Annotated in this window: 24 protein-coding genes; 13 read left to right on the top strand and 11 right to left on the bottom strand. The window is 67.1% G+C overall.

Features of this window, described 5'->3' with window-relative positions; genetic code table 11:
- The first annotated feature begins 33 nt into the window (after positions 1-33).
- Positions 34-1221 carry a formate-dependent phosphoribosylglycinamide formyltransferase gene (purT, locus tag C1930_RS06090; RefSeq protein ID WP_108755679.1) on the top strand — a complete coding sequence of 396 codons (1188 nt, stop codon included), beginning with the start codon at positions 34-36 and terminating at the stop codon, positions 1219-1221.
- A 71-nt stretch (positions 1222-1292) separates the two neighbouring features.
- Here purT and C1930_RS06095 read toward each other — a convergent pair whose 3' ends face one another.
- Both C1930_RS06095 and C1930_RS06100 read right to left on the bottom strand, forming a co-directional pair.
- On the bottom strand, positions 1293-2507 hold the full coding sequence (locus C1930_RS06095) for an endonuclease/exonuclease/phosphatase family protein (RefSeq protein WP_108771311.1): 1215 nt from the start codon (positions 2505-2507) through the stop codon (positions 1293-1295).
- A 38-nt stretch (positions 2508-2545) separates the two neighbouring features.
- Positions 2546-3301 (bottom strand): arginyltransferase, encoded by a 756-nt coding sequence (locus C1930_RS06100; RefSeq protein WP_108752478.1) that lies wholly within the window; start codon positions 3299-3301, stop codon positions 2546-2548.
- Positions 3302-3454: 153 nt separating this feature from the next.
- Between C1930_RS06100 and C1930_RS06105 the strand changes: the two genes are divergently transcribed.
- Positions 3455-4024, top strand: a complete 570-nt coding sequence (locus C1930_RS06105) for an EF-hand domain-containing protein (RefSeq protein ID WP_108755681.1) — start codon at positions 3455-3457, stop codon at positions 4022-4024.
- 59 nt (positions 4025-4083) lie between these two features.
- On the opposite strand, the gene C1930_RS06110 is transcribed toward C1930_RS06105, so the two are convergent.
- The 4 genes from C1930_RS06110 to C1930_RS06125 all read right to left on the bottom strand — a co-directional run bounded on the left by C1930_RS06110 (position 4084) and on the right by C1930_RS06125 (position 7816).
- Entirely contained in the window at positions 4084-5301 is a 1218-nt protein-coding gene (locus C1930_RS06110; protein ID WP_108752480.1) for a sigma-70 family RNA polymerase sigma factor, read from the bottom strand.
- 146 nt (positions 5302-5447) lie between these two features.
- Complete coding sequence (locus C1930_RS06115; protein WP_108771312.1) at positions 5448-5954, bottom strand: pathogenicity-like protein; 507 nt, start codon at positions 5952-5954, stop codon at positions 5448-5450.
- Positions 5955-5958: 4 nt separating this feature from the next.
- Positions 5959-6867, bottom strand: a complete 909-nt coding sequence (tesB, locus tag C1930_RS06120) for an acyl-CoA thioesterase II (RefSeq protein WP_108755683.1) — start codon at positions 6865-6867, stop codon at positions 5959-5961.
- 172 nt (positions 6868-7039) lie between these two features.
- Positions 7040-7816: an enoyl-CoA hydratase/isomerase family protein gene (locus C1930_RS06125; RefSeq protein WP_108771313.1), complete on the bottom strand. Its 777-nt coding sequence runs from the start codon at positions 7814-7816 to the stop codon at positions 7040-7042.
- Positions 7817-7850: 34 nt separating this feature from the next.
- On the opposite strand from C1930_RS06125, the gene C1930_RS06130 reads away from it, so the two are divergent.
- Positions 7851-8285: a copper chaperone PCu(A)C gene (locus C1930_RS06130; RefSeq protein WP_108771314.1), complete on the top strand. Its 435-nt coding sequence runs from the start codon at positions 7851-7853 to the stop codon at positions 8283-8285.
- Positions 8286-8382: 97 nt separating this feature from the next.
- Here the strand turns inward: C1930_RS06130 and C1930_RS06135 are convergent, their stop codons facing one another.
- The 4 genes from C1930_RS06135 to uvrA form a co-directional block, all read right to left on the bottom strand.
- Positions 8383-9132: an enolase gene (locus C1930_RS06135; protein WP_108771315.1), complete on the bottom strand. Its 750-nt coding sequence runs from the start codon at positions 9130-9132 to the stop codon at positions 8383-8385.
- Positions 9133-9320: 188 nt separating this feature from the next.
- A complete protein-coding gene (locus C1930_RS06140) occupies positions 9321-10046 on the bottom strand; it encodes an enolase (protein WP_108755687.1) in 726 nt (241 codons plus the stop codon).
- A gap of 156 nt (positions 10047-10202) precedes the next feature.
- Positions 10203-10610 carry a thioesterase family protein gene (locus C1930_RS06145; RefSeq protein WP_108748941.1) on the bottom strand — a complete coding sequence of 136 codons (408 nt, stop codon included), beginning with the start codon at positions 10608-10610 and terminating at the stop codon, positions 10203-10205.
- Complete coding sequence (uvrA, locus tag C1930_RS06150; RefSeq protein WP_108771316.1) at positions 10610-13603, bottom strand: excinuclease ABC subunit UvrA; 2994 nt, start codon at positions 13601-13603, stop codon at positions 10610-10612. The genes C1930_RS06145 and uvrA overlap by 1 nt, the downstream gene beginning before the upstream one ends.
- 303 nt (positions 13604-13906) lie before the next feature.
- Here uvrA and rplU point away from each other — a divergent pair, with 303 nt between their 5' ends.
- The 3 genes from rplU to cgtA all read left to right on the top strand — a co-directional run bounded on the left by rplU (position 13907) and on the right by cgtA (position 15744).
- Positions 13907-14215 (top strand): 50S ribosomal protein L21, encoded by a 309-nt coding sequence (rplU, locus tag C1930_RS06155; RefSeq protein ID WP_108748943.1) that lies wholly within the window; start codon positions 13907-13909, stop codon positions 14213-14215.
- Between the two features lie 18 nt (positions 14216-14233).
- Entirely contained in the window at positions 14234-14497 is a 264-nt protein-coding gene (gene rpmA / locus C1930_RS06160) for a 50S ribosomal protein L27 (RefSeq protein ID WP_049467623.1), read from the top strand.
- 194 nt (positions 14498-14691) lie between these two features.
- Positions 14692-15744 carry an Obg family GTPase CgtA gene (gene cgtA / locus C1930_RS06165; protein WP_108751495.1) on the top strand — a complete coding sequence of 351 codons (1053 nt, stop codon included), beginning with the start codon at positions 14692-14694 and terminating at the stop codon, positions 15742-15744.
- A gap of 203 nt (positions 15745-15947) precedes the next feature.
- Here cgtA and rpsT read toward each other — a convergent pair whose 3' ends face one another.
- Complete coding sequence (gene rpsT, locus C1930_RS06170; protein ID WP_005408560.1) at positions 15948-16217, bottom strand: 30S ribosomal protein S20; 270 nt, start codon at positions 16215-16217, stop codon at positions 15948-15950.
- A 117-nt stretch (positions 16218-16334) separates the two neighbouring features.
- Here rpsT and murJ point away from each other — a divergent pair, with 117 nt between their 5' ends.
- The 7 genes from murJ (at position 16335) to C1930_RS06205 (ending at position 26203) form a co-directional block, all read left to right on the top strand.
- Positions 16335-17939 (top strand): murein biosynthesis integral membrane protein MurJ, encoded by a 1605-nt coding sequence (gene murJ, locus C1930_RS06175; RefSeq protein WP_108755689.1) that lies wholly within the window; start codon positions 16335-16337, stop codon positions 17937-17939.
- A gap of 75 nt (positions 17940-18014) precedes the next feature.
- Positions 18015-18962: a bifunctional riboflavin kinase/FAD synthetase gene (locus tag C1930_RS06180; protein WP_108752489.1), complete on the top strand. Its 948-nt coding sequence runs from the start codon at positions 18015-18017 to the stop codon at positions 18960-18962.
- Positions 18959-21790 (top strand): isoleucine--tRNA ligase, encoded by a 2832-nt coding sequence (gene ileS / locus C1930_RS06185; RefSeq protein WP_108755691.1) that lies wholly within the window; start codon positions 18959-18961, stop codon positions 21788-21790. Before C1930_RS06180 ends, ileS begins: the two co-directional genes overlap by 4 nt.
- Positions 21790-22314 carry a signal peptidase II gene (lspA, locus tag C1930_RS06190; protein WP_108761511.1) on the top strand — a complete coding sequence of 175 codons (525 nt, stop codon included), beginning with the start codon at positions 21790-21792 and terminating at the stop codon, positions 22312-22314. The genes ileS and lspA overlap by 1 nt, the downstream gene beginning before the upstream one ends.
- A 27-nt stretch (positions 22315-22341) precedes the next feature.
- On the top strand, positions 22342-23292 hold the full coding sequence (gene ispH, locus C1930_RS06195) for a 4-hydroxy-3-methylbut-2-enyl diphosphate reductase (protein WP_108755693.1): 951 nt from the start codon (positions 22342-22344) through the stop codon (positions 23290-23292).
- A 359-nt stretch (positions 23293-23651) separates the two neighbouring features.
- Positions 23652-25535 (top strand): M61 family metallopeptidase, encoded by a 1884-nt coding sequence (locus tag C1930_RS06200; RefSeq protein ID WP_108771317.1) that lies wholly within the window; start codon positions 23652-23654, stop codon positions 25533-25535.
- Positions 25532-26203 carry a lysoplasmalogenase gene (locus tag C1930_RS06205; protein WP_108771318.1) on the top strand — a complete coding sequence of 224 codons (672 nt, stop codon included), beginning with the start codon at positions 25532-25534 and terminating at the stop codon, positions 26201-26203. The genes C1930_RS06200 and C1930_RS06205 overlap by 4 nt, the downstream gene beginning before the upstream one ends.
- The last annotated feature ends 58 nt before the right edge of the window (positions 26204-26261 follow it).

Genomic DNA, 26261 nt, shown 5'->3' on the forward strand with positions numbered 1-26261 from the left:
CCCACCCGCCTTCACATCGCTGCTGGAACCCCCATGGCCAAGCTTGGAACCCCGCTGTCCCCCTCCGCCACCCGTGTGCTGCTGCTGGGCTCGGGCGAACTTGGCAAGGAAGTGGCCATTGAACTGCAGCGCCTGGGCGTGGAAGTGATTGCCGCCGACCGTTATGCCGATGCCCCGGCCATGCAGGTGGCGCACCGTTCGCACGTGATCGACATGCTCGACGCCATGGCCCTGCGCGCGCTGATTGCCCAGGAGCAGCCGCACCTGGTGGTGCCGGAAATCGAGGCGATCCACACCGAAACCCTGGTGCAGCTGGAACAGGAACAGGGCCTGCGGGTGATTCCGACCGCGCGCGCCGCGCGCCTGACCATGGACCGCGAAGGCATCCGCCGCTTGGCCGCCGAAACCCTGGGCCTGCCGACCTCGCCGTACCGCTTCGTGGATACCGAAGCCGAATACCGCGCCGCGGTGGCCGCCATCGGCCTGCCGTGCGTGGTCAAGCCGGTCATGTCCTCCTCGGGCAAGGGCCAGAGCACCCTGCGCAGCGAGGCCGACATCGCCCCGGCCTGGGACTACGCGCAGACCGGCGGCCGTGCCGGTGCCGGCCGCTGCATCGTCGAAGGCTTCATCGACTTCGATTACGAGATCACCCTGCTGACCGTGCGCCACGCCGGCGGCACCTCGTTCTGCGCGCCGATCGGCCACCTGCAGAAGGACGGCGACTACCGCGAAAGCTGGCAGCCGCAGCCGATGACGGACAAGGCCCTGGCGCGTGCGGAGGAGATCTCGCGCGCGATCACCGACGATCTGGGCGGTTGGGGCCTGTTCGGCGTGGAGCTGTTCGTGAAGGGCGACGAGGTGTGGTTCAGCGAAGTGTCGCCGCGCCCGCACGATACCGGTCTGGTCACCCTGGTATCGCAGGAACTGAGTGAGTTCGCGCTGCATGCGCGCGCGATCCTGGGCCTGCCGATTCCGGTCATCCGCCAGAGCGGCCCGTCGGCCTCGTGCGCGCTGCTGGCCCATGGCGAAGGCGTGCCGTACTTCAACAACGTGGCCGCCGCGCTGCAGGTGCCCGACACCGCCGTGCGCCTGTTCGGCAAGCCCAGCGTGCATGGCCACCGCCGCGTGGGCGTGACCCTGGCGCGTGCGGAAAGCATCGACGAGGCACGTGCCATCGCGCGCGATGCCGCCGAAGCCATCGGCGTGGAACTGCGCCCGTAAGAAGGTAGCGCCGGGCCATGCCCGGCGCCCGCATCCCGGTAGGTACCGACCGTTGGTCGGTACGTTTTTCGTTACCGCACGTCCACCCACACCAGGTGGTGGTCGCTGCCGTCGGCAATCTTCGCTTCGGGGCTTTCATTGGCCGGCCAGAACACGCCGCTGCCCACGTATTCGAAACCGGTGGAGGGCAGCACGTAGTCCAGGCGCATGGTGCCCGACTTCGGGCCGAAATCACCGGTGGCGTGGAACGGTGCGCCCTTGCGCACGATGCCCTTGGCCGCATAGGCCAGGCTGGTCTGTTCGGCACCCACGCTGCGCGGGGTGGGGTAGCGCAGCACGCGCGGGTTCTCGATCAGGTTGACGATGGCATCGTGGCGGCCATCGCCATCGACCGGATCGTTGTTCAGATCGCCGAAGATCACAAAGCGCGCGTCCTGGGCCAGGCCACCGCACTTGCCCTGGTCATCGCACAGCCAGGGCTTGTCGCCGGCCGACAGGTATTCCTGCCACAGCCGCAGTTCGTCGTGGTTGCGCGCGGCATTGCGCTTTTCCGGGCCGTCGAACACCGGCGGGGTCGGGTGCGAAACCAGCGCATGCACCACGCCGGCCGGGGTCTGCACCGGCACATCCCAATGCGACTTCGAGGACAGGCGCAGCTGCGACCACACCGCATCGCTGTAGAAGCTCTTGCCGGTGCGCGGGTCGACCGGACGGATCGCGCCGGGCATCGTGCTCCACTTCAGCAGCTGGAAGCTGCGCACCTTGGCCTCGTCGATCGGGTAGCGCGACAGCACCAGCATGCCGTACTGGCCCGGGTGCAGGCCGTAGCCCCAGGCATCGTTGCCGCGGCTGCGGCCGTCGCCGCCCACCGTGCCATTGCCGTCCAGGTCCAGGCCGCTGGGCACGCCGGTGTTGACCGGGGCCAGATAGCGGTAGGCGAAGTGCAGCGGCTTGCCGCCGCCGGGCTGGGCCACGTCCAGGTAGCGTTGCTGGAACAGATCGGCGGCGCGGTGCGCATCGTCGAAGTCGAATTCGTTCAGCAGCACCAGGTCCGGCCGCACCTGCTGCAGCACCGCGGCGATCTTGCGGACATGTTCACTGTCGCCTTCCAGTTCCTTGATCAGGCCGCCGGCATCGTCCGAATACAGCGAGGTGTTGTAGGTGGCCAGGCGCAGCGTTGCAGACGGCGTTTCGGTCATCGCGGGGGGCTTGGCGAAGGCGGGGGCGCTGGCGCCGCAGAGCAGGGCCAGGGCGAGGATCAGGGGATGGCGGCGGGTCATGTTCATGGGCCGTATTGTGCACCCGGCCCGGTGTCAGCGGTTTGTCAGCGGCCGTCCAGTTCCTTGTCGAAATCGTGCCAGCGGCGGCCGTCGTAGGCCTCCAGCGGGCGGAACCGGCGCTTGTAGTCCATCTTCTGGTGCTCGCGTATCCAGTAGCCCAGATACACATGCGGCAGGCCTTCGCGGCGGGCCCATTCAATCTGCTGCAGGATGGCGAAGGTGCCCAGCCCGCGCGCGGCGTGCGCTGGGTCGAAGAAGGTATAGACCGCCGACAGCCCGTGCTCGGTCACATCGGTCACCGCCACGCCCAGCAACTGGCTGGGCTGGCCGTCGTGGCCGGGCAGGCGCATTTCCATGAAGCGGGTATGCGACCAGGTGCCGATCAGGAACTGCTCGAACTCGTGCGGGCCATGGTCATCCATGCCGCCATTGGCATGCCGGTGTACCAGGTAGCGGTGGTACAGATCGAACAGGTCCTGGCGCGGCATGGCCGCGGTGATGCGCACTTCCAGATCGGCATTGCGCGCCGCGCAGCGGCGTTGGCTGCGGTCGGCGGCGAAGCGGGCCACGGGAATGCGCACGGCCACGCAGGCGTGGCACTGCGCGCAATGCGGGCGGTAGACCAGATCGCCGCTGCGGCGGAAGCCCCAGCTCAGCGCCAGCGGGTACAGCCCGCCCAGGCGGCGGTCCTGCGGATCGAGCACCAGATCGCGCGCCACCCGGTCCGGCCAGTACCCACACGGGTGCTCGCCGGTCTGGAACAGCCGCAGTTCGTCGTCTCTGTCGCCGTGTATCGCCATGGGCACAGCATAGCCCCAGTGTGTCGCATCGGCCGCGACTGTCCGCCCGATGAACGGAACCGGCCGACGCGTCAACCGATGCCGCGTACAGGCGTTGTTGTCCCCCGAGGGTGAACTGATCACCCCGACGCAACCCCTACCAGGAGTGACCCGATGATCCGTACCCCCCTGTTGCTGGCCCTGCTGCTGGGCACCTCCGCCACCGGTATCGCGCTGGCCGCCGACACTCCGGCCCCGCCGGCACCGCGCCCGGTGAAGCTGGACACCAACGGCGACGGCGTGATCGACCGCAGCGAAGCGGCGGCCAACCCGCGCCTGGCGGCGAAGTTCGACGAACTGGACAAGAACAAGGACGGCAAGCTGTCGCGTGATGAGCTGCCGCGCTGGAAGCATGGCCGTCGCGGTGGCCATGGCGGTCCCGATGCCTGGATGGCCAAGCTGGACGTGAACAAGGATGGCCGCATCAGCCGCGAGGAAGCCAAGGCCGATCCGCGCCTGGCCGCGCGCTTCGACCAGATGGACGTCAACAAGGATGGCTATCTGGACAAGGCCGACCGCGAGCTGCGCATGAAGCACCATCGTGACGCCTGGTTCGCCGCGGCCGACACCAACAAGGACGGCCAGCTGAGCAAGGCCGAATTCGATGCGGCCAAGGGCCCGATGCACGGTGGCCCGCGCCCGGGTGGCCCGCGTGACGGCATGCCGCCGAAGCCGCAGCGCTGAGTCACCGCGTTCTGATCGACCACGACGCCGGCGCACTGCCGGCGTCGTGCGTTGCGGGCCTAGCGGCCGCCGGTATGGGCCACCGCATACAGCACCACGCCCAGCACCATGATGTTCATGGCGATGACGCCGGTTCGTCCATACATCGATTCATACACCCAGTTGGTGCCGGTGCGCCCACGCCGCGCCGAATCGCGGGCGATCAGCGGCGCCATGATCCGCTGCAGCGGCCCCAGGCACTGGTAGTTCACCAGGCTCAGGCCGAGCACCAGCACCAGCAGATGCACCCAGGTCGGGGTCTGCAGCAGCACCACTGCCAGCACCGACAGGCAGCAGGCCATGGCGGTCCAGGTGTTCATGCGCACGAAGCGCCAGACCTGCGCGCGTTCGGCATCGGTCTTGGCGTAGGACAGCAGGAAACGACCGCCCAGGTAGCTGCCGATCACGCCGCCGGCCACGCCACCGGCGAAGGCGCCCCAGGTGCTGGCCGGAATCATGTGCAGGTAGCCCAGCGCGGCGGTGACCGAGCCCATGGCGGTGCCGCCGGCCACGCTGGCCCCGCCCAGGCCCAGCTTGCTGCCACCCATGCCGACGCCGGCGCTCAGCAGGATCGCCGCGCTGGCGGTACCGGGGGCCGCCACCAGCACCATCGACACCACGGCCGTGGCGAACGCCGCACTGGGCGCGCTGCTGCGGGCGAATTCGCCGAAACGCTGCAGCAGGCCGTCGCGCACTTGGCCGCGTGCGCGCGACAGGCGCTTGCGCACGGCCGCATCGCTCAGCCCCAGCAGGTCGGCCACCTGCTGCGAGCGTTGCCCTTCGCGGTAGTACAGCAGCAGCACTTCGCGGCTGTCGCTGGGCAGGGCGGAAATGATGTCTTCGGCGGCGATTTCTTCTTCCAGCCGCTGCAGCCGGTCGGGCGCGCCCGGGGTCGGGTCGGCGGCCATGCCCAGCGCCACTTCGGCGGCTTCGCCGGTGAGCGGCCGGCCGCGCTGCGAGCGCAGCCAGTCGCGGGCCAGGTTGCGGGTGATCTGCCGCAGCCAGGGCAGGAAACTGGTGCTGCTGCGTAGCTGGTGCAACTGCTGCCAGCCCTTCACGAACGCTTCCTGGGCGATGTCCTCACTGGCCTGGCGGTCGCGGGTGATGGCCAGGGCGATGGCGGTGATGGTGTTCTGGCAGGCCAGCACGATGCGGCCATAGGCGTGCTGGCAGCCGCCGGCAGCGGCGGGCAGCTCGCGTTCCAGGGTCTGGTCGATCGATGCGGCGAACGTCGTCATGGCGGCGGCTCCTGCAGGGATTGTGTCCCAAGACGCCGCCGCGCGCGAAGTGTGACCGGACGTGGCCCGATCACGCCGGGCATGGCCCGGCGGCTTTTCTGTCAGGCCGCTGCGCTCGCCGGGCATGGCCCGGCGCTACCTGCGCGTTACGTTGACGGCTGGATGCGGACCCGCACTTCTTCCTCTTCCGGCGCGGCCTGCGGTGCCGGCTGCGGCTGGGCCTGCGGGGCCGGAGCCGGTGCCGGGGTGGCCGGGGCGGGCGCGCCACGGTGGCGCAGGCCGATCACCAGGGCCACGGCGGCAATCACCACCAGCAGGCCGATGCGGATGCGCCAGGCCCAGCCACGGCCGCTGCCGCCTTCCTGCGGTGCGTCGCGGAAGGCGAACTCGGCGGTGGGGTGGTCGCGGCGGGTGGTGTCGAGCAGGCGTGCCTCGCGCAGGATGTCGCGCGCACGCGGCTGGTCGTCGGCGCGCACGATCCACACCGCCGGGTAGGCCTGGGCATTGCCCAGGTCGGTATAGCTGAACTGGCCACGGCGGCGGGTCTTGTACGACCGGCCGTTGGTCACCTTCACTTCAATGCCGTGGCTGCGCAGCAGCTCGGCCACGCCTTCCACGGTTTCCACGCGCTGGCTGCTGAAAATCTGACGCATCGTCTTACTCCTTGGCCGGCACGGCAGCAACGGCGGCCTGGTCGGGCACCACGCGGATCAGGCCTTCCTGTGCGGTGCTGGCCACCAGCACGCCATCGCGGGTGAAGAACTGGCCGCGCGCCAGCCCGCGCGAATCCTGCGCGCTGGGGCTGTCCAGCGAATACAGCAGCCAGTCGTCGGCGCGGAACGGGCGGTGGAACCAGATGGCATGGTCCAGCGAAGCCATCTGCACGTGCGGGTGGTAGTAGCTGATGCCGTGCGGGAAGGTGGCCGTGCCCAGCAGGTGGAAATCGGATGCATAGGCCAGCAGGGCCTGGTGCAGTTCCGGCGCATCGCCCACCGGTTCGCTCAGGCGCAGCCACACCTGGTGGTAGGGCGGGCGCTTGGGCGGGTTCAGTTCATCGCGCGGGTACACATGGCGGAACTCGAACGGGCCGCCGCGCGAGAGCCAGCGCTGCACCTTGATCGGCAGCCGCGCCAGCACGTCCGGCGGCAGCGGGCGGTTCGGTTCGATGTCTTCCGGCTGGGGCACTTCGGGCATCTTGTGCTGGTGCTCGGCGCCCTGTTCGGCCTGCTGGAACGAGGCCGCACAGAAGAAGATCACCTTGCCATGCTGGATGGCGGTGACCCGGCGCACCGAGAAGCTGCCGCCATCGCGGGTGCGGTCCACGTCGTAGACGATGGGGTGGTCGATGTTGCCGGCGCGCAGGAAGTAAGCGTGCAGCGAGTGCACGTGGCGGCCGTTGTCCACCGTGGCCTGGGCCGCAGCCAGCGCCTGGCCCAGCACCTGCCCACCGAACACGTACTTGGTGCCGATGTCGCGGCTCTGGCCGCGGAACAGGTTGTCCTCCAGCCGCTCCAGGGTGAGCAGGTCGATCAGCTCGGAGACGACGGGTTCGGGCGTGTCGTTCAAGGGGGCGGCCACAGCAGTGAAGAAGGGACCGATTATACCGGTCAGGGGTCAGATCCCTTTCGCCCTGCGAAAGGGCTCTGACCCCAAGGGCACGCAGTCGAGCAGGGGGCAGATCCCTTTCGCCTTGCGAAAGGGCTCTGACCCCAGGGCACGCAGTCGAGCAAGCTCGACTCTACTTACCCAGCCGGGCCACCAGCGCCTGCAGCGCGTTCTGCGCATCCGCCGCGAACCAGGCTTCCACGAAACGGTCCAGCTGGATCAGATCCGGGTGCAGGGCCTCGTGCAGCTCGGCGCGGGCAATGGCGCGGGTCAGCAGCATCGGCTGGCGCGGCTGTTTCAGCAGGTGCTGCAGCCAGGCGATGGCGCGGGGCACCACCAGATCGCCGTCGGCCAGCTCATCCACCAGGCCGATCTGCAGGGCCTGTTCGGCGGGCACCAGCGCGCCGGTGCTCAACAACGTGGCCGAACGGTGCAGGCCCACGGCGCGGCGCAGCAGTCGCTGGATGCCTTCCGGCGCCACCAGGCCCACCTGCACCTCGTTCAGGCCAATGGCGTAGGGGCGGGCCGGATCGGTACTGCGCGCCATCACCCGGTAATCGCAGCACAGGGCCAGCACGCAGCCCCCGGCCGGGGCATGCCCGGTAATGGCCGCCACCACCGGAATGCGGCTTTCGGCCAGCGTGCGCACCGCACCGAAGAAGGCATTCCAGCTGTCCAGCAGCTTGTGCTTGTCATCGCCATGGGACAGCAGGTGCGGCACGTCCATGCCGCCGGTGAAGATGCGCTCGCTGCCCGACAGCACGATGCCGTGCGCGTCTTCGGCCATAGCCTGTTCGATGGCGTGGATCAACTGCCGGCACAGGTCGGTGTCCAGCGCATTGACCGGCGGCCGCGCCAGGCGCAGTTCGCGGATGGGGCCATGGTTGATCACCTCGATGAGCGTCGTCATGCTGCGGTCTCGTTGCGGACAGGAATCTGAGGCGATGATAACCAAACCATTCGTTGGCGTATTGTTGTGGCTGTGTGCGGGCGCAGCATCGGCGGCGGACTGCGTGACGATCGAACAGGGCTGGGCGCGGCTGCCGCCCACGCCGGCCATGGCCATGACCGCCGGCTATGGGGTGATCCACAATGGCTGTGCCACGCCGGTGGTGATCACCGGTGCCGGCAGTGCGATGTTTGCCGATGTGTCGCTGCACGAAACGACCCTTGTCGATGGCGTCAGCCGCATGCGCGCGGTCGAGCGCCTGCCGTTGGCCCCTGGTGCGCGCGCCGAACTCAAGCCCGGTGGCCTGCACCTGATGCTGATGCAGGGCAAGGGCACGCTGAAGGAAGGGCAGGCCGTGCCGCTGCAGCTGCAGCTGCAGGACGGTGGCGAAGCCAGTGTGGCGTTGACCGTGCGCAAGACTGCGCCGTAACGCGTCGCCCGTTCCGCCGGGCATGGCCCGGCGCTACCCCGGCATGACCGCCGGATCATCACCGGTAGCGCCGGGCCATGCCCGGCGAGCGCGCGGCTTACGACCAATCGAACGTGAACAACACCGTGCGGCTTTCCGGTTCGTAGAACATCACGATCGCATCGGCGCCGGCGGCGCACCAGTTGCTTGCCGGCACGCTGGCCACGTGGAAGAACGCATGGCCGTCGCGGGTCAGTCGCAGGCCGTCGTCGGCCAGGTGGCTGCTGTCATTGCGGAAACGCAGGCTGCCGCGTTGCCGGTAGCCTGCCAGATCCTGCAGCTGGAACGCCGCCGGCAGCGGCGCGTAGTCAGACCAGTTGCCGAACCAGATCGGGCCGCCCAGCTGCTGCAGCCATGCCTGTTCGTCCAACTCGCCGTTGCCGTAGCGCGAGCAGCTGGCCAGGCGCCCATGCTGCAGGAAATACGCATGCGCCTTGGCATGGCTCTCACGCATTTCAACGCCATGCGCGCTGGCTTCTTCCGACTCCACCGCCTCGCCCAGGAAATAGCCCGGCGCGCCCAGGAAGCGCATGCGGTTGTCTTCCGTCAGCTCGAAGGCGATCCAGTTGATGCCAGTGAACGCGTTGTGGTGCGCGATGGTGTCGTCGCCGATGCAGCCTTCATATGGCTCGATCGGGCACAGAAGGGTGGCGGCCTGGCCGGCCAGTTCCGGACGCAGCACGCCCAGGTCGATCTGCAGCAGCGGCAGCAGGTGTTCGGCCAGCCACGGTTGTTCGCTGGCGAACACCTCAGCGGGGAACGGCACCAGGCCGGGCAGCAGGTCGTGCAGGTCGGTGTGGTGGATCATGTCAGCCTTTGGAACAGGGGGTAGAGTCGAGCTTGCTCGACCGCCGTGAACCGTAGAGTCGAGCTTGCTCGACTGCTTCACGCAAGAGCAGTCGAGCAAGCTCGACTCTACGAAGGGCAGCAGTCGAGCAAGCTCGACTCTACGAAGTGCGGCGCCGGGTCATGCCCGGCGCGCGCTGCGCGGTCGGCTTACGACCAGTCGTACGAGAACAACACCGTGCGGCTCACCGGCTCGTACATCATCACGATGGCATCGGCGCCGGTGGCGCACCAGTTGTAGCCGGCTACCTCGGCCACGGCGAAGAATTTGTGGCCATCGCGGGTGATGATCACCGTTTCCGCATCCTCCGGCGCATCCGGGTCATCGGCTGCTTCAGTGAAGTCCAGCGCGAAGGCGGCGGGGATTTCTGCGGTCTCGGTCCAGTTGCCGAAACCGATCGGGCCGCCCAGCGAATCCAGATAGTCCCGCTCGCTGGCTTCGCCCTTGCCAAAGCGCGAATAGCAGGCGAGGCGGCCGTTGGCGGCATGGTAATCGCGGGCCTTGGCGTAGCTCTCGCGCATCTGCGCGATGTGTTCCTGCGCAGCCTTGTCCTGCCCCTGGTCACCGATGAAATAGCCTTCGTTGCCGAGGAAGCGCATCTGGTTGTCGGCGGTCAGTTCGAAGGCGATCCAGTTGGTGCCGGTGAACGCGTTGTGGTGTTCTTCGGTGCTCTCGCCGATACAGCCGTCATACGGCTCGATCGGGCAGAGCATGGTGGCCACCTGGCCGGCCAGTTCCGGGCGCAGCACGCCCAGGTCGATGTTCAGCAGCGGCAGCAGGTGCTGGCCGAGCCAGGCCTGGCCGGTCGGGAATACGTCGGTGGGGAAGGCGACCATGCCGGGCAGCAGGTCGCTTAGTTCGGTGTGGTGGATCATTTCAGTCCTTTGAGTGGGAGAAAACGGGTGTGGCGCGGCGCGTAACGTCGAGATTGTTCAACGTCGGTGAACCGTAGAGTCGAGCAGCATCCGCTAGCGCCGGGCCATGCCCGGCGGGCGAAAAGCCGACCAAGGTCGGCATCTACCAGAAGCGGATCAGCTCGATGCGCTGCGGATCGCGTCCGGCAGCGGGGCGCTCTTGCCGGTCTGGGTGTCCATCCACACCACCACCACGTTGCCGTCCGAATACAGCTTCGATTCGTCCTGCTGGTCCACGATGCGGTGGCCGATGGTCACGCTGCTGTTGCCCAGGCGCTCCACGAACAGTTCCACCAGGATGTCGTTGGGCCACACGATCGGCAGGCGGTAGTTCACGTTGGTGGCGGCCACCACCGGTGCGATGCGGTCGGTCATCGACACGCCGTCCACGCCCAGCATCCAGCGCACGCGCGCTTCTTCCAGGTAGGAAATGTACTTGGCGTTGTTCACATGGCCCATGCTGTCCATGTCGCGCCAGCGCACGCTGATCGGAATACGGGCCAGAATCTTGTGTTCGCTGCTCATCAGGCGTCCTTCTTCTTCTTGCTGGCAGTGGCGGTCTTGCTGGCCTTGCCGCTGCTCTTGGCGGCGGCGGCCTTCTTCGCCGGCGGTTCGGGCTTCACCTTGCGCGGCGGGCGCGCATCGGGCTTGTTGGCCACGGCGGCCGGTTGCTGCGGCCGTGCGCGGGTGGACGGCAGCATGCGTTCCAGGAAGTGGCCGGTGTAGGACTGCGGGCAGGCCGCCACGTCTTCGGGCGTGCCGGTCACCAGGATGGTGCCGCCACGGTGGCCGCCTTCCGGACCCAGGTCCACGATCCAGTCGGCGGTCTTGATCACGTCCAGGTTGTGTTCGATCACCACCACCGTGTTGCCCTCGTCGCGCAGCTTGTGCAGCACGCCCAGCAGCGCTTCGATATCGTGGAAGTGCAGGCCGGTGGTCGGCTCGTCCAGGATGTACAGGGTGCGCCCGGTATCGCGGCGCGACAGTTCCTTGGACAGCTTCACGCGCTGCGCTTCACCGCCGGACAGCGTGGTCGCGCTCTGGCCCAGCTTGATGTAGCTCAGGCCCACGTCCACCAGCGTTTCCAGCTTGCGCGCGATCGACGGCACCGGCTCGAACAGCTTCAAGGCATCTTCGACGGTCATTTCCAGCACGTCGTTGATGTTGTAGCCCTTGTAGACGATCTCCAGCGTTTCGCGGTTGTAGCGCTTGCCGTGGCAGACATCGCAGGGCACGTACACGTCCGGCAGGAAGTGCATTTCCACCTTGATCAGGCCATCGCCCTGGCAGGCCTCGCAGCGGCCGCCGCGCACGTTGAAGCTGAAACGGCCCGGCGAATAGCCGCGCGCACGTGCTTCGGGCACCTGGGCGAACAGTTCGCGCAGGGGGGTGAACAGACCGGTGTAGGTGGCCGGGTTCGAACGCGGGGTGCGGCCGATCGGCGACTGGTCGATGTCCACCACCTTGTCGAACAGGTCCAGGCCTTCGATTTCCTTGTACGGCGCCACGGCATGCGAGGCGCCGTTGATTTCGTTGGCGGCCAGCGAGAACAGGGTGTCGTTGATCAGGGTCGACTTGCCAGAGCCGGACACACCGGTCACGCAGGTCAGCAGGCCGGCCGGAATGGACAGGTCCACGCCCTTCAGGTTGTTGCCGCTGGCACCGCGCAGGTGCAGGGTGGTCTTCGGGTTGGGCGCGTGGCGGCGTGTCGGAATCTCGATTGCACGCTTGCCCGACAGGTACTGGCCGGTCAGCGAACGCGGTGCGTCCAGGATGTCCTGCAGGGTGCCCTGGCCGACGATCTCGCCGCCATGCACGCCCGCGCCGGGGCCGATATCCAGCACGTAGTCGGCCAGGCGGATCGCATCTTCATCGTGCTCGACCACGATCACCGTGTTGCCCAGGTCGCGCAGGCGGGTGAGGGTGCCCAGCAGGCGCTCGTTGTCGCGCTGGTGCAGGCCGATGGACGGTTCATCCAGCACGTACATCACGCCCACCAGCCCGGCGCCGATCTGGCTGGCCAGGCGGATGCGCTGTGCTTCGCCGCCGGACAGGGTGTCGGCCTTGCGTTCCAGGGTCAGGTAATCCAGGCCCACGTCGACCAGGAAGCCCAGGCGCTCGCCGATCTCCTTGACGATCTTGGCCGCGATCTCGCCGCGCCAGCCCGGCAGGCTCAGTTCGCTGAAGAATTTCAGCGCCTCGTCGATCGGCAGCACCACCAGTTCCGGCAGCGGGCGGTCGGCCACGAACACGTTGCGCGCGGCCTTGTTCAGGCGCGCACCGTTGCATTCGGGGCAGGCGTGTTCGCTGATGTACTTGCCCAGCTCTTCCTGCACCGCCGCCGATTCGGTTTCCTTGTAGCGGCGTTCCAGGTTGGGAATGATGCCCTCGAAGCGGTGCTTGCGCTGGGTGCGGCCACCGGCTTCGGTGAAGTAGGTGAAGGTGATGGCCTCATCGCCGCTGCCGAACAGCACGGCCTGCTGCACCTTGGCCGGCAGCGAGTTCCAGGCTGCATCCACGTCGAACTTGTAGTGCTTGGCCAGCGAGGCGATCAGCTGGAAGTAGTACGCATTGCGGCGGTCCCAGCCGCGCACGGCGCCGGCGGCCAGCGACAGTTCCGGGTGCACCACCACGCGCGCCGGGTCGAAGAATTCGGCCATGCCCAGGCCATCGCAGCCGGGGCAGGCGCCCATCGGTGCGTTGAACGAGAACAGGCGCGGTTCCAGCTCGGGCAGCGAGTAGTCGCAGACCGGGCAGGAATACTTGGACGAGAACAGGGTAGGGGTGGCGTCGGTGGCGTCCAGCGACTGCACCGAGGCCATGCCGTCGCCCAGCTTCAGCGCGGTTTCGAAGCTTTCGGCCAGACGCTGCTTGATGTCCTCGCGCGGGCGGAAACGGTCGATCACCGCTTCGATGGTGTGCTTCTGGCGCAGCGCCAGCGGCGGCACCGCGTCGATTTCATACAGTTCGCCGTCCACCCGCACGCGCACGAAGCCCTGCGCGCGCAGCTGGTCGAACACCTGCGCATGCTCGCCCTTGCGGTCGCGGATGACCGGGGCCAGCAGCATGTAGCGCTGTTCCGGGTCCAGGGTAAGCACCTGGTCCACCATCTGGCTGACCGTCTGCGCTTCCAGCGGATAGCCGTGGTCGGGGCAGCGCGGGGTGCCCACCCGCGCGTACAGCAGGCGCAGGTAGTCGTAGATTTCGGTGATCGTGCCGACCGTCGAACGCGGGTTGTGTGAGGTCGACTTCTGCTCGATGGAAATGGCCGGGGACAGACCTTCGATATGGTCCAGGTCCGGCTTCTCCATCACGCTCAGGAACTGCCGGGCGTAGGCCGACAGCGATTCCACGTAGCGGCGCTGGCCTTCGGCATAGATCGTATCGAACGCCAGCGAGGACTTGCCAGAGCCGGACAGGCCGGTGATCACGATCAGCTTGTCGCGGGGCAGGTCGAGGTCGAGGTTCTTCAGGTTGTGCGTCCGCGCACCGCGGATGCGGATGAAATCCATCGCCATGGGGGATCCGGTTGTGGGGGCAGGTCGAATGCGGCGGCAATCAATCAGCCTACCGAGGTGACCAGATGGGGGCAATGGCCGACAATGCCACCCCTGCGTCTCACCCCGTGAGACCGCCTGACAGGCAGGGGTCAGATCCCTTTTCACCATGTGAAAAGGGATCTGACCCCGTTCCGGGCCCCCCGCAGGCCCCGCCCAGGGGTTGACTTGACCGGCGCCCATTGATCTGCGTACAATCCCGCTCCTGTCCGCCCTCGATGGCGGCAGTCCATAGACCACAATAACTACAGAGGAAGTCTGGTCATGTACGCAGTACTGGTCACCGGCGGTAAGCAATACCGCGTGGCGCAGGGCGAAAAGCTCCGCGTCGAAAAGCTCGAAGTCGAAGTCGGCAGCGAGATCAAGTTTGACAACATCCTGCTGCTGGGCGACAGCGACGGTATCAAGATCGGCGACGCCCTGAGCGGCGCTTCGGTCACCGCCAAGGTCGTGTCCCAGGGTCGTGCTGACAAGGTCCGGATCATCAAGTTCCGTCGCCGCAAGCACCACATGAAGCGCCAGGGTCACCGTCAGTACTACACCGAAATCGAGATCACCGGCATCGCCGGCTAAGCATCAGGAGAAGCAGTCATGGCACATAAAAAGGGCGTAGGCTCCTCGCGCAACGGTCGCGACTCCAACCCGAAGTACCTCGGCGTCAAGATCTTTGGCGGCCAGGCCATCGAAGCCGGCAACATCATCGTGCGTCAGCGCGGCACCCAGTTCCACCCGGGTACCGGCGTTGGCCTGGGCCGTGACCACACCCTGTTCGCCCTGACGGACGGCAAGGTGGAGTTCTCGGTGAAGGGCCCGAAGAAGCGTCGCACCGTCAGCGTCGTCTCGGTCGAAGCCTGATCAGGCTGTATCCGCCGGCCATGCCTTGGCATGGCCGCGCCGGATGACGAGCACGCTGCATGAAGAGCCCCGCTTCGGCGGGGCTTTTCGTTGGAATCAGTGGTAAAACGGGCACGGCCCGATTGCCAGGTGGCACCTGGCACGACATTCAAGGCGGCGGCACGCAGGCCGCGCCCATCGCAGGCATCGAAACAATGAAACTGGTAGACGAAGCAGAAATCGAAGTGTTCGCCGGCAACGGCGGCAACGGCTGCATTGGCTTCCGTCGCGAGAAGTTCATTCCGCTCGGCGGCCCGGACGGCGGCGACGGCGGTGCCGGCGGCAGCGTGTACATCCGCGCCGACGAAAACCTGAACACCCTGGTCGACTTCCGCCATGACCGCATCTTCAAGGCGCAGCGCGGCGAGAACGGCATGGGCCGCCAGGCCTACGGCAAGGGCGGCGAAGACCTGACCATCACCGTGCCGGTCGGCACCGTGATCATCAACGTGGCCACCGATGAAATCATCGGCGACCTGACCCAGCACGGCGACCGCCTGCTGGTGGCCAAGGGCGGCCGCGGCGGCCTGGGCAACATGCACTTCAAGAGCTCGACCAACCGCTCGCCGCGCCAGGCGCTGCCGGGCGAGCCGGGCGAAGAGCGCACCCTGAAGCTGGAGCTGAAGCTGCTGGCCGACGTGGGCCTGCTGGGCTTCCCCAACGCTGGCAAGAGCACCCTGATCCGTGCCGTTTCGGCGGCGACGCCTAAGGTGGCCGATTACCCGTTCACCACGCTGTACCCGAACCTGGGTGTGGTGAAGGTGGAAAACTACCGCAGCTTCGTGATCGCCGACATTCCCGGCCTGATCGAAGGCGCGGCCGACGGTGCCGGCCTGGGGGCGCAGTTCCTGCGCCACCTGCAGCGCACCCGCCTGCTGCTGCACCTGGTGGATATTTCCCCGATGGAAGGTGGCGTGGAAGGCATTTCCCCGGTCGAGCAGGTGCGTGCCATCGAGCGCGAACTGGAAAAGCACGACCCGGAGCTGCTGCAGAAGCCGCGTTGGCTGGTGCTGAACAAGGCCGACCTGATGTTCGAAGACGAGGCGAAGGCCGCGGCCGAGCAGATCGTGGCCGAGCTGGGCTGGAAGGAGCCGTGGTTCCTGGTGTCCGCGCTGGGCCGCGAAGGCACCTTCCCGATCATGAGCCGCATCATGGCGTTCTTCGATCGGCAGAAGGAAGACGAGCTGGAGGCCGCCCGCAACGCGTAACAGCGCTGTGGTGGTTCCGCGCGAAAAACCCGGCTACGGCCGGGTTTTTTGTTGGCTGCCGGACGCTGGGGTCAGATCCCTTTTCCGCAGGAAAAGGGATCTGACCCCGGACGTCATCCCAGAATCGCGGGCAACAAAAAACCCGGCCGGGGCCGGGCTTTTGTCTGCTGCCCCACCCCGAAGGGCAGGGCGGCAACGCCGGATCAGGCGGCCTTGAGGGCCTTGATGCGGTCGTTCAGGCGGCTCTTATGACGAGCAGCCTTGTTCTTGTGGATCAGGCCACGCGCGCTGAAGCGATCCAGGATCGGCTGGGCAACGGCGAAGGCGGCTTCGGCGCCGGCGGCATCGTTGGCGTCCAGCGCCTTGATCACTTTCTTGACAGCGGTGCGCAGCATCGAGCGCTGAGCCACGTTGCGCGCGTTGCGCACGACGGTCTGCTTGGCGCGCTTCTTGGCGGACTTGATATTGGCCACGGTGGTGGTTTCCTGAAAAAATCGGTGTTATGGGAACAGCAAGCTAGCTAGTATGATGGCGTAAGAAATGCACGTCAAGTCGATTGTCAAGAGGGACGCTGAGTGAGTTCACCCAAGTTGTTGCGGGGCCTGCTGTCGTTCAGCAGCATGACCATGGTCTCGCGCGTTCTCGGACTTGTCCGGGACTTCGTGGTGACCACCACGTTCGGCACCAACGCCATCACTGATGCTTTCTGGGTCGCCTTCAGGATACCCAATTTCCTGCGCCGGCTGTTCGCCGAGGGCTCCTTTGCCACCGCTTTCGTGCCGGTGTTCACGGAAGTGAAGGAAACCCGCAGCCACGCCGAGCTGCGCGAACTGATGGCCCGCACCGCCGGCACCCTGGGTGGGGTGCTGATGCTGGTCACCGCGCTGGCGCTGATCTTCGCGCCGCAGCTGGCCTCGGTCTTCTCCAGTGGCGTGGATACCGACCCGGTCAAGCAGGGCCTGCTGGTCGACCTGTTCCGCCTGACCTTCCCCTTCCTGCTGTTCGTCTCGCTCACCGCCCTGGCCGGTGGCGCGCTGAACAGCTTCCAGCGCTTCGCCATGCCGGCGCTGACCCCGGTCATCCTCAACCTGTGCATGATCGCCGGCGCGCTGTGGCTGGCGCCGCGGCTGGGCGGCACCCCGGAAAAGCAGATCCTGGCGCTGGGCTGGGCGGTGCTGGCCGCCGGCATCCTGCAGCTGCTGTTCCAGTTGCCGTCGCTGAAGGGCATCAACCTGCTCACCCTGCCGCGCTGGGGCTGGAGCCACCCGGGCGTGCGCAAGGTGATGACCCTGATGGTGCCGACCCTGTTCGGTTCGTCGGTGGCGCAGATCAACCTGCTGCTGGACACGGTGATCGCGGCCAAGCTGACCGATGGCTCGCAGTCCTGGCTGTCGCTGGCCGATCGCTTCCTGGAACTGCCGCTGGGCGTGTTCGGCGTGGCACTGGGCACGGTCATCCTGCCCGCCCTGGCCCGCCACCACGTCAGCACCGATCGCGAAGGCTTCTCGCGCTCGCTGGACTGGGGCCTGCGCATGACCCTGCTGATCTCGGTGCCGGCCATGCTGGGCCTGCTGTTCCTGGCCGAACCGCTGATCGCCACCATCTTCCAGCACGGCCAGTTCAGCGCCTTCGACACCCGCATGACCGCGCTGTCGGTGTACGGCCTGAGCTTCGGCCTGCCGGCGTTCGCCCTGCTGAAGGTGGTGCTGCCGGCCTTCTACGCCCGCCAGGACACCAAGACCCCGGTGCGTGCCGGCGTGGCCGCGCTGGTGGCTAACATGGTGTTCAACTTCGCCCTGCTGGCCGTGCTGTACCAGGTGATGGTGCCCGACGAACTGAAGGCGCAGGGGGTGATGGCCGCCATCGGCAAGCAGCCGGGCCTGCACCTGGCGCTGGGCATTGCCAGCGCGCTGTCCAGCTACCTGAACCTGGGCCTGCTCTGGTACTGGCTGGGCAAGACCGATGTCTACCAGCGTCGGCCCGGCTGGGGCGGCTACCTGACCCGCCTGCTGCTGGCCTGCGTGGCCATGGTGGCCGTGCTGCTGGCCCTGCTGCACTGGCTGCCGGCCTTCGGCAGCATGGGCGTGTGGCAGCGGATCGGCGCGCTGGGCCTGCTGGTCGGCGGCGGTGGCGCCACCTATGCGGTGGCCATGGTGGCCATGGGCTTCCGCCCGCGCGACCTGCGCGGCCATTGATCGCCGCCCATGGCGGCTATACTTCAGGGTTACACCATTGAAGCGACGGCCCCGGGTGGGCCGGAACGAGAGTTGATGAGCAGGCTGTTCAGAAGCGTCGAGGGCGGGGAGCTGTTCCCCAACGGAAGCGTGGTCTGTATCGGCGCATTCGACGGCCTCCATCTGGGCCATCGTGCGCTGGTCCGCCACGCGGTCGCCCGCGCGCGCGCCGTGGGCGTACCCGCCGTGGCCGTGGCCTTCGAGCCGCTGCCGCGTGAATTCTTCGCACAGGGCACGCCGCCGCCGCGGCTGACCCTGGCCCGCAGCAAGGTCGAGATGCTGCAGGACCTGGGCGTGGATGCCGTGGGCCTGCTGCGCTTCGACGCGGCCATGGCGGCCATGCCGGCCGAAACCTTCGTTCGCCAGCTGCTGGCCCACCGGCTGGGCGCGCGCGAAGTGTGGATCGGCCCGGAGTTCTGTTTCGGCAACCGCCGTCGTGGCGATCTGGCCCTGCTGCAGGCCATGGGCAGCGAGCTGGGCTTCAGCGCCGGCGAGATCGAAGCGGTGGACCTGCACGGCGAACGCATTTCCAGCACGCGCATCCGCCAGTTGCTGCAGGCCGGCGATTTCACCCGTGCCGGCGATCTGCTGGGCCGCCCGTATTCGATCAGCGGGCGGGTGGTGCGTGGGCGCCAGCTCGGCCGCACCCTGGGCTTCCCCACCGCCAACCTGCGCTTCCCGAAGACCCCGGCGCTGTCGGGTATCTACGCCACCTGGGTACACGGGGTGTTCGACCAGCCGTGGCCATCGGTGTCCAGCTTCGGCACCCGGCCCACCGTGGAAGGCGTGGAGCCGCTGCTGGAAGCCCATCTGTTCGATTTCCAGGGCGACCTGTACGGTCGTCACATCGACGTGGAATTCGTCGCCAAGCTGCGCGACGAAGAGAAATTCAATGATCTGGCGGCGCTGACCGACCAGATGCACCGCGACGCCGAACAGGCGCGCGCCCTTCTTTCCGAACATAGATTGCGAGCCACTGCGTGAGCCAGGACTACAAGACCACCCTGAACCTGCCAGCCACCGAATTCCCGATGCGCGGCGACCTGCCCAAGCGCGAGCCGGGCATTCTGGCGCGGTGGGAAGAGCAGGGGCTCTACCAGCAGCTGCGCGACAATGCCGCCGGCCGCCCGCTGTTCGTGCTGCATGACGGCCCGCCGTACGCCAACGGCCGCATCCACCTGGGCCACGCGGTCAACAAGATCCTGAAGGACATCATCGTCAAGTCGCGCTACCTGGCCGGCTTCGATGCGCCCTACGTGCCGGGCTGGGATTGCCACGGCCTGCCGATCGAAATCGCGGTGGAAAAGAAGTGGGGCAAGGTCGGGGTGAAGCTCGACGCGGTCGAGTTCCGGCAGAAGTGCCGTGAATTCGCCGAAGAGCAGATCAACATCCAGCGCGCCGATTTCAAGCGCCTGGGCGTGACCGGCGACTGGGACAACCCGTACAAGACCCTCAGCTTCGATTTCGAAGCCAACGAGATCCGTGCGCTGGCCAAGGTCGTGGCCAACGGCCACCTGGTGCGCGGCGCCAAGCCGGTCTACTGGTGCTTCGACTGCGGTTCGGCGCTGGCCGAAGCGGAAATCGAATACCAGGAAAAGGAATCGCCGGCGATCGACGTGGCCTACGCCGCGCGCGATGCGCAGGCCGTGGCGCAGGCCTTTGGCGTGAGCGTGCCGGCCGACGTGGAAGTGGCGGTGCCGATCTGGACCACCACGCCGTGGACGCTGCCGGCATCGCTGGCCGTTTCGCTGGGCGCGGAGATCCGCTACGTGCTGGCCGAAGGCCCGGCGCACAACGGCAAGCGCCGTTGGCTGGTGCTGGCCGCCGCGCTGGCCGAGCGCGCACTGCAGCGCTACGGCGTGGAAAACGTGGTGCTGCACGGTGAAACCACCGGTGCCGCGCTGGAAAACCAGCTGCTGGTGCACCCGTTCTACCCGCAGCGCGAGATCCTGGTGCTGAACGGCGAACACGTGTCCGACGAAGACGGTACCGGTGCGGTGCACACCGCCCCCGGCCACGGCCAGGAAGACTACGTGGTCAGCCAGAAGTACGGCCTGCTGGACAAGTACAACGCCGGCCAGATCACTCCGGTCGATGGCCGTGGCGTGTATCTGGAATCGACCCCGCCGGCCGGTGACGTGGTGCTGGCCGGCCAGCATCTGTGGAAGGCGCAGGAGGCCATCGTCGGCGTGCTGCGCGACAACGGCGCGCTGCTGGCCTTCCACCCGATCCGCCACAGCTACCCGCACTGCTGGCGCCACAAGACGCCGGTGGTGTTCCGCGCCACCCCGCAGTGGTTCATTTCGATGGACAAGGCCAACCTGCGCAACGATGCGCTGGCTGCCATCGACACCGTGGGCTGGTTCCCGAGCTGGGGCAAAGCGCGTATCCAGAGCATGGTCGACGGTCGCCCCGACTGGACCATCTCGCGCCAGCGCACCTGGGGCGTGCCCATCGCGCTGTTCACCCACCGCCAGACCGGCGAGATCCACCCGCGCACGGTGGAACTGATGCAGCAGGTGGCTGACCGCGTGGAAGCTGAAGGCATCGACGTGTGGTATTCGCTGGATGCCAGCGAACTGCTGGGCGCCGAAGCGGCCGACTACGAGAAGGTCACCGACATCCTCGATGTCTGGTTCGATTCGGGCGTCACCCATGAAGGCGTGCTGGCAGCGCGCGGCTTCGGCAAGCCGGCCGACCTGTACCTGGAAGGTTCCGACCAGCACCGCGGCTGGTTCCAGTCCTCGCTGCTGACCGGCGTGGCCATCGACCAGCGCGCCCCGTACAAGCAGTGCCTCACCCACGGTTTCACCGTGGACGAGCACGGCCGCAAGATGTCCAAGTCGCTGGGCAACGGCATCGAGCCGCAGGACATCATGAACAAGCTGGGCGCGGACATCCTGCGCCTGTGGATCGCCTCGGCCGACTACAGCAATGAAATGTCGCTGTCGCAGGAGATCCTCAAGCGCAACGCCGATGCCTACCGCCGCCTGCGCAACACCGCGCGCTTCCTGCTGGGCAACCTGGACGGTTTCGATCCGGCCCAGCACCTGCGCCCGCTGAACGAGATGGTGGCGCTGGACCGCTGGATCGTGCACCGCGCCTGGGAACTGCAGGAAAAGATCAAGGCCGCGTTCGACAACTACAACATGGCCGAGATCGTCCAGCTGCTGCTGAACTTCTGCAGCGTGGACCTGGGCTCGCTGTACCTGGACGTGACCAAGGACCGCCTGTACACCATGCCGGCCGATTCGCACGGTCGTCGTTCGGCGCAGAGCGCCATGTACCACATCGCCGAAGCGTTCACCCGCTGGATCGCGCCCATCCTCACCTTCACCGCCGACGAGCTGTGGGGCTACCTGCCGGGCGACCGTGCCGGCCACGTGCTGTTCACCACCTGGTACGACGGCCTGGCGCCGCTGCCGGCCGATGCCCAGCTCAACGCGGCCGATTTCGACCAGCTGCTGGCCGTGCGCGAGCAGGTGGCCAAGGTGCTGGAACCGATGCGTGCCAACGGCGCGATCGGTGCCGCGCTGGAAGCGGAAATCACCATTGCCGCCAACGAAGAACAGGCGGCGAAGTGGCAGCCGCTGGCCGATGAACTGCGCTTCCTGTTCATCAGTGGCGACGTGCAGGTGCGCCCGGCGACCACCGACGAAGTGTTCGTCAGCGCGCAGCCGACCGAAAAGGCCAAGTGCGTACGTTGCTGGCATCACCGTGCCGACGTGGGCAGCAACGCCGACCACCCGGAACTGTGCGGCCGCTGCGTGAGCAACGTCACCGGTGCCGGTGAACTGCGGAGCTGGTTCTGATGGCCGCCGCACGCCCGCACCCCAACGCCCTGGTCTGGCTGCTGCTGTCGGCCGCCATCATCGGCCTGGACCAGTGGTCCAAGGCCTGGGTGCTGTCCAGCCTGCCCGAGTTCCAGCCGGTGGTGGTCATCGACGGCTTCTGGAACTGGTACCGCACCTACAACACCGGTGCGGCCTTCAGCTTCCTGAGCGACGCCGGCGGTTGGCAGAAGCACTTCTTCACCCTGCTGGCCATTGCCATCAGCGCGCTGATGGCCTGGTGGCTGCGCGGCACCGCCCGTGGCAACTGGAAGGCTGCCGTGCCGTACGCGCTGATCATCGGCGGTGCCATCGGCAACGTGATCGACCGCCAGGTGCATGGCCACGTGGTCGATTTCATCCAGTGGTACGTGGGCAGTTACACCTGGCCGGCCTTCAACATCGCCGATTCGGCCATCGTGGTCGGTGCCATCGGCATTGCCCTGTTTGGCCTGTTTGACGGCAAGTCCGCCAAAAAGGCGGATAATGCCACCCCGAAACCGTAAGCCGGCCGCTGCCGGGAGACTGAACTGATGGATGTGCTGCTCGCCAACCCGCGTGGTTTCTGTGCCGGTGTCGATCGTGCGATCGAGATCGTCAAGCGCGCGATCGAAACGCTGGGCGCGCCCATCTACGTCCGCCATGAAGTGGTGCACAACCGCTTCGTGGTCGATGACCTGAAGCAGCGCGGCGCGATCTTCGTCGAGGAACTGGACGAAGTGCCGGACAACAACACGGTCATCTTCAGCGCGCACGGCGTATCCCAGGCCGTGCGCCAGGAAGCCGAGCGCCGTGGCCTGAAGGTGTTCGATGCCACCTGTCCGCTGGTCACCAAGGTGCATTTCGAAGTGGCCCGCCACTGCCGCGCCGGCCGTGACGTGGTGCTGATCGGCCATGCCGGCCACCCGGAAGTGGAAGGCACGATGGGCCAGTGGAGCCGCGAAGCGGGCACCGGCCAGATCTATCTGGTGGAAGACGTGGAGCAGGTGGCGACGCTGCAGATCAGCCAGCCGCAGAACTTCGCCTACACCACCCAGACCACGCTGTCGGTGGATGACACGCGCGGCATCATCGAGGCGCTGCGCGAGCGGTTCCCGGAAATGCAGGGCCCGAAGAACGACGACATCTGCTACGCCACGCAGAACCGCCAGGACGCCGTGCGCGACCTAGCCAAGCGCTGCGACCTGGTGCTGGTGGTCGGTTCGCCGAACAGCTCCAATTCCAACCGCCTGAGTGAACTGGCGCGCCGTGAAGGCGTGGAGTCGTACCTGATCGACGGTGCGCACGAGATCGACCCGCGCTGGGTGGAAGGCAAGCAGCACATCGGCGTGACCGCCGGCGCATCGGCACCGCAGGTGCTGGTGGATGGCGTGCTGGCCCGCCTGGCCGAGCTGGGCGCCACCGGCGTAGGCGAACTGGATGGCGAACCGGAATCGATGGTGTTCGCGCTGCCGAAGGAACTGCGGCTGCGGTTGGTCGACTGACCGCGTCAGCGGGTTCGCCGGGCATGGCCCGGCGCTACCGGCACCGATCTGGTGGGTGCGAACCGACACCGACTTGGTGGGTGCGAACCTTGGTTCGCACGCTTTTGCGATGAATTCCATCCACGCATGGCGTGGATCTACTTCGGCATGACTTGATCTGATCTGGTGGGTGCGAACCTTGGTTCGCACGCTTTTGCCATGGCCTCCATCCACGCATGGCTTGGATCTACTGCCGGCCGCGCTTCCCCGTAGATCCACGCCGTGCGTGGATACCGCCACCCACCCATGACCTTCGGCCATGGGGCCGCACGCCCTACAGGCCTAGCATCGGTACCTCTACCGTTGCTGGAACCTGCCTGATGAAGACCCGTGCCCTGGTGATGTCCGTGCTGTTCGCGCTGGGCGCCACGCCTGCGCTGGCGCAGACCTCGCCGCCGGGCGATGCCGCCGCGCCCGGCCTGCTGCGCATCGATGTGGACGCGCGCGACTTGGCCCGCCGTATCTTCAAGGTGACCGCCACCGTGCCGGCCAAGCCCGGCCCGATGACCCTGCTGTACCCGCAGTGGATTCCCGGCAACCATTCGCCCACCGGCCCCATCGACAAGCTGGCCGGCCTGCGGGTGACCGCCAACGGCAAGCCGCTGGCCTGGCAGCGCGACCAGTACAACGTCTACGCGTTCAAGGTGGACGTGCCCGAAGGCGTGAGCGAGATCGTGGCCCACTTCGATTTCCTGTCTTCGCAGGGCGGCAGCCAGGGCCGGGTGGTGATGACCCCGGAAATGCTGAACCTGCAGTGGAACGCCAATTCGCTGTACCCGGCCGGCGTGGATGCGCGCAACCTGCAGGCGCAGGCCAGCGTGACCCTGCCCAAGGGCTGGGGCTATGCCACCGCACTGGAAACTGCGCGTCGCGACGGCGACACCGTGGTGTTCAAGCCCATTGCCTACGACCACCTGGTTGATTCGCCGCTGTTTGCGGGCGAGCACCACCAGCGCATCGATCTGGACCCGGGTGCCAAGGTGCCGGTGCACCTGAATGTCTTCGCCGACGATGCCAAATCGCTCAAGCCCACCGACGCGCAGATCAAGCTGCATCGCGCGCTGGTGCAGCAGGCCGACAAGCTCTACGGCGCGCGCCATTACGATCACTATGAATTCCTGCTGGCGCTGACCGACCGCCTGGGCGGCATCGGCCTGGAACACCACCGTTCCAGCGAAAACAGCGCCGCCCCGGGCTACTTCACCGAGTGGGACAGCAACGCGTGGATGCGCGATCTGCTGCCGCACGAGTACACCCACTCCTGGAACGGCAAGTACCGCCGCGGCGCAGACCTGGCTACCGCCAACTTCAACACGCCCATGGGCGACAGCCTGTTGTGGGTGTACGAAGGCCAGACCCAGTTCTGGGGCCAGGTGCTGGCCGCGCGCTCGGGTCTGTGGTCGGTCGAGCAGGCCCGCGACATGCTGGCCAACGTGGCCGCCACCTATGATCGTGGCCGCCCCGGCCTGGCCTGGCGCCCGCTGCAGGACACCACCAACGATCCCACCATCGCCCAGCGCCGCACGCTGCCGTACCGCAACTACCAGATGAGCGAGGACTACTACTCCGGCGGGCAGATGCTGTGGCTGGAAGTGGACGGCAAGCTGCGCACGCTCAGCGGCAACCGCCGCAGCCTGGACGATTTCGCGCGCGCCTTCTTCGGCGTCGGCAACGGCGACTGGAACGTCAACCCGTACACCTTCGATGACGTGGTGGCGACCTTGAACGGCATTGCGCCGTACGACTGGTCCAGCTTCCTGCGCCAGCGGCTGGATGGCCAGGGCTCGCTCACCGGCGGCCTGGCTCTGGCCGGTTGGAAGCTGGTCTACCGCGATACCCCCAACGAGGCCTACAAGGCGCAGGAAAAGCGTGCCAAGGCCGCGTTGCTGGCGTATTCGCTGGGCGCCACCGTGATGGACACCGGCGTGGTGGGCGATGTGATCTGGGACAGCCCGGCGTTCAATGCAGGGCTGGCACCGGGCATGCGGGTGATTGCCGTGGGCGGGCGCGAATACAGCAGCGAACGCCTGAAGGACGCGGTGGCCGCCGCGGGCAAGGACAAGGCGCCGATCGTGCTGCTGGTGAAGCAGTTCGACCGCATCGACAGCATGACCATCGATTACCACGGTGGCCTGCAGTACCCGGTGCTGGAACGCGTTGCCGGCAGGCCTGATCGCCTTGCGGATCTGTGGAAGGCGCGATGAGCTTCGGCCGCCGCGATGGCCTGATCCTGGTGGTGGCCGTGCTGGCCATCATCGGCGCGTTCCTGCAGGGCGAGGGGCGGTGGCTGCATTGGTTTGCCAAGCCGGCCACCACGCTGCTGATTGCCGGCATTGCCTGGCAGGCGCGGCCGGCGGCATCGCCGTTCTACCGGCGTGCGGTGCTGGCCGGCATGGTGCTGTCGTGCCTGGGTGATATTGCGCTGATGCTGCCGGTGGATGCCTTCGTGCCCGGCCTGGTCGCGTTCCTGCTGGCGCACCTGTGCTACATCGCCGCGTTCCGCGACGGCCTGCACGCAGGGCGCGGCTTGCTGGCCGCCGCACTGCTGCTGGGAGCATTCGCCATCGGCAATGTGCTGGCGCTGTGGCCGCATCTGCCGGTGCCGCTGCGCATTCCGGTGCTGGCGTATGTGGCGGTGCTGGCTTCGATGGCGGTGCTGGCGTTGGCGCGGCATTGGCAGCGCCTGCGGCTGCCGCTGATGCAGGCGCGAAGCGCGCGCTGGGCGGCGGTCGGTGGTGTGCTGTTCGTGGCCAGCGATTCGCTGCTGGCATGGGATCGTTTTGGCGGCGGGCTGCCGGTAGCGGGCTTGCTGGTGCTGGGCACGTATTACGGCGCGCAGTACGCCATCGCCCGATCGGTAGCCCGCGCGTAGCGTCGAGCTTGCTCGACTTCGCTTTTCGTAGAGTCGAGCTTGCTCGACTGCTTCTGCC

It is taken from the genome of Stenotrophomonas sp. SAU14A_NAIMI4_8 (genome assembly GCF_003086695.1).
In the GTDB taxonomy this organism is placed as follows: Bacteria; Pseudomonadota; Gammaproteobacteria; order Xanthomonadales; family Xanthomonadaceae; genus Stenotrophomonas.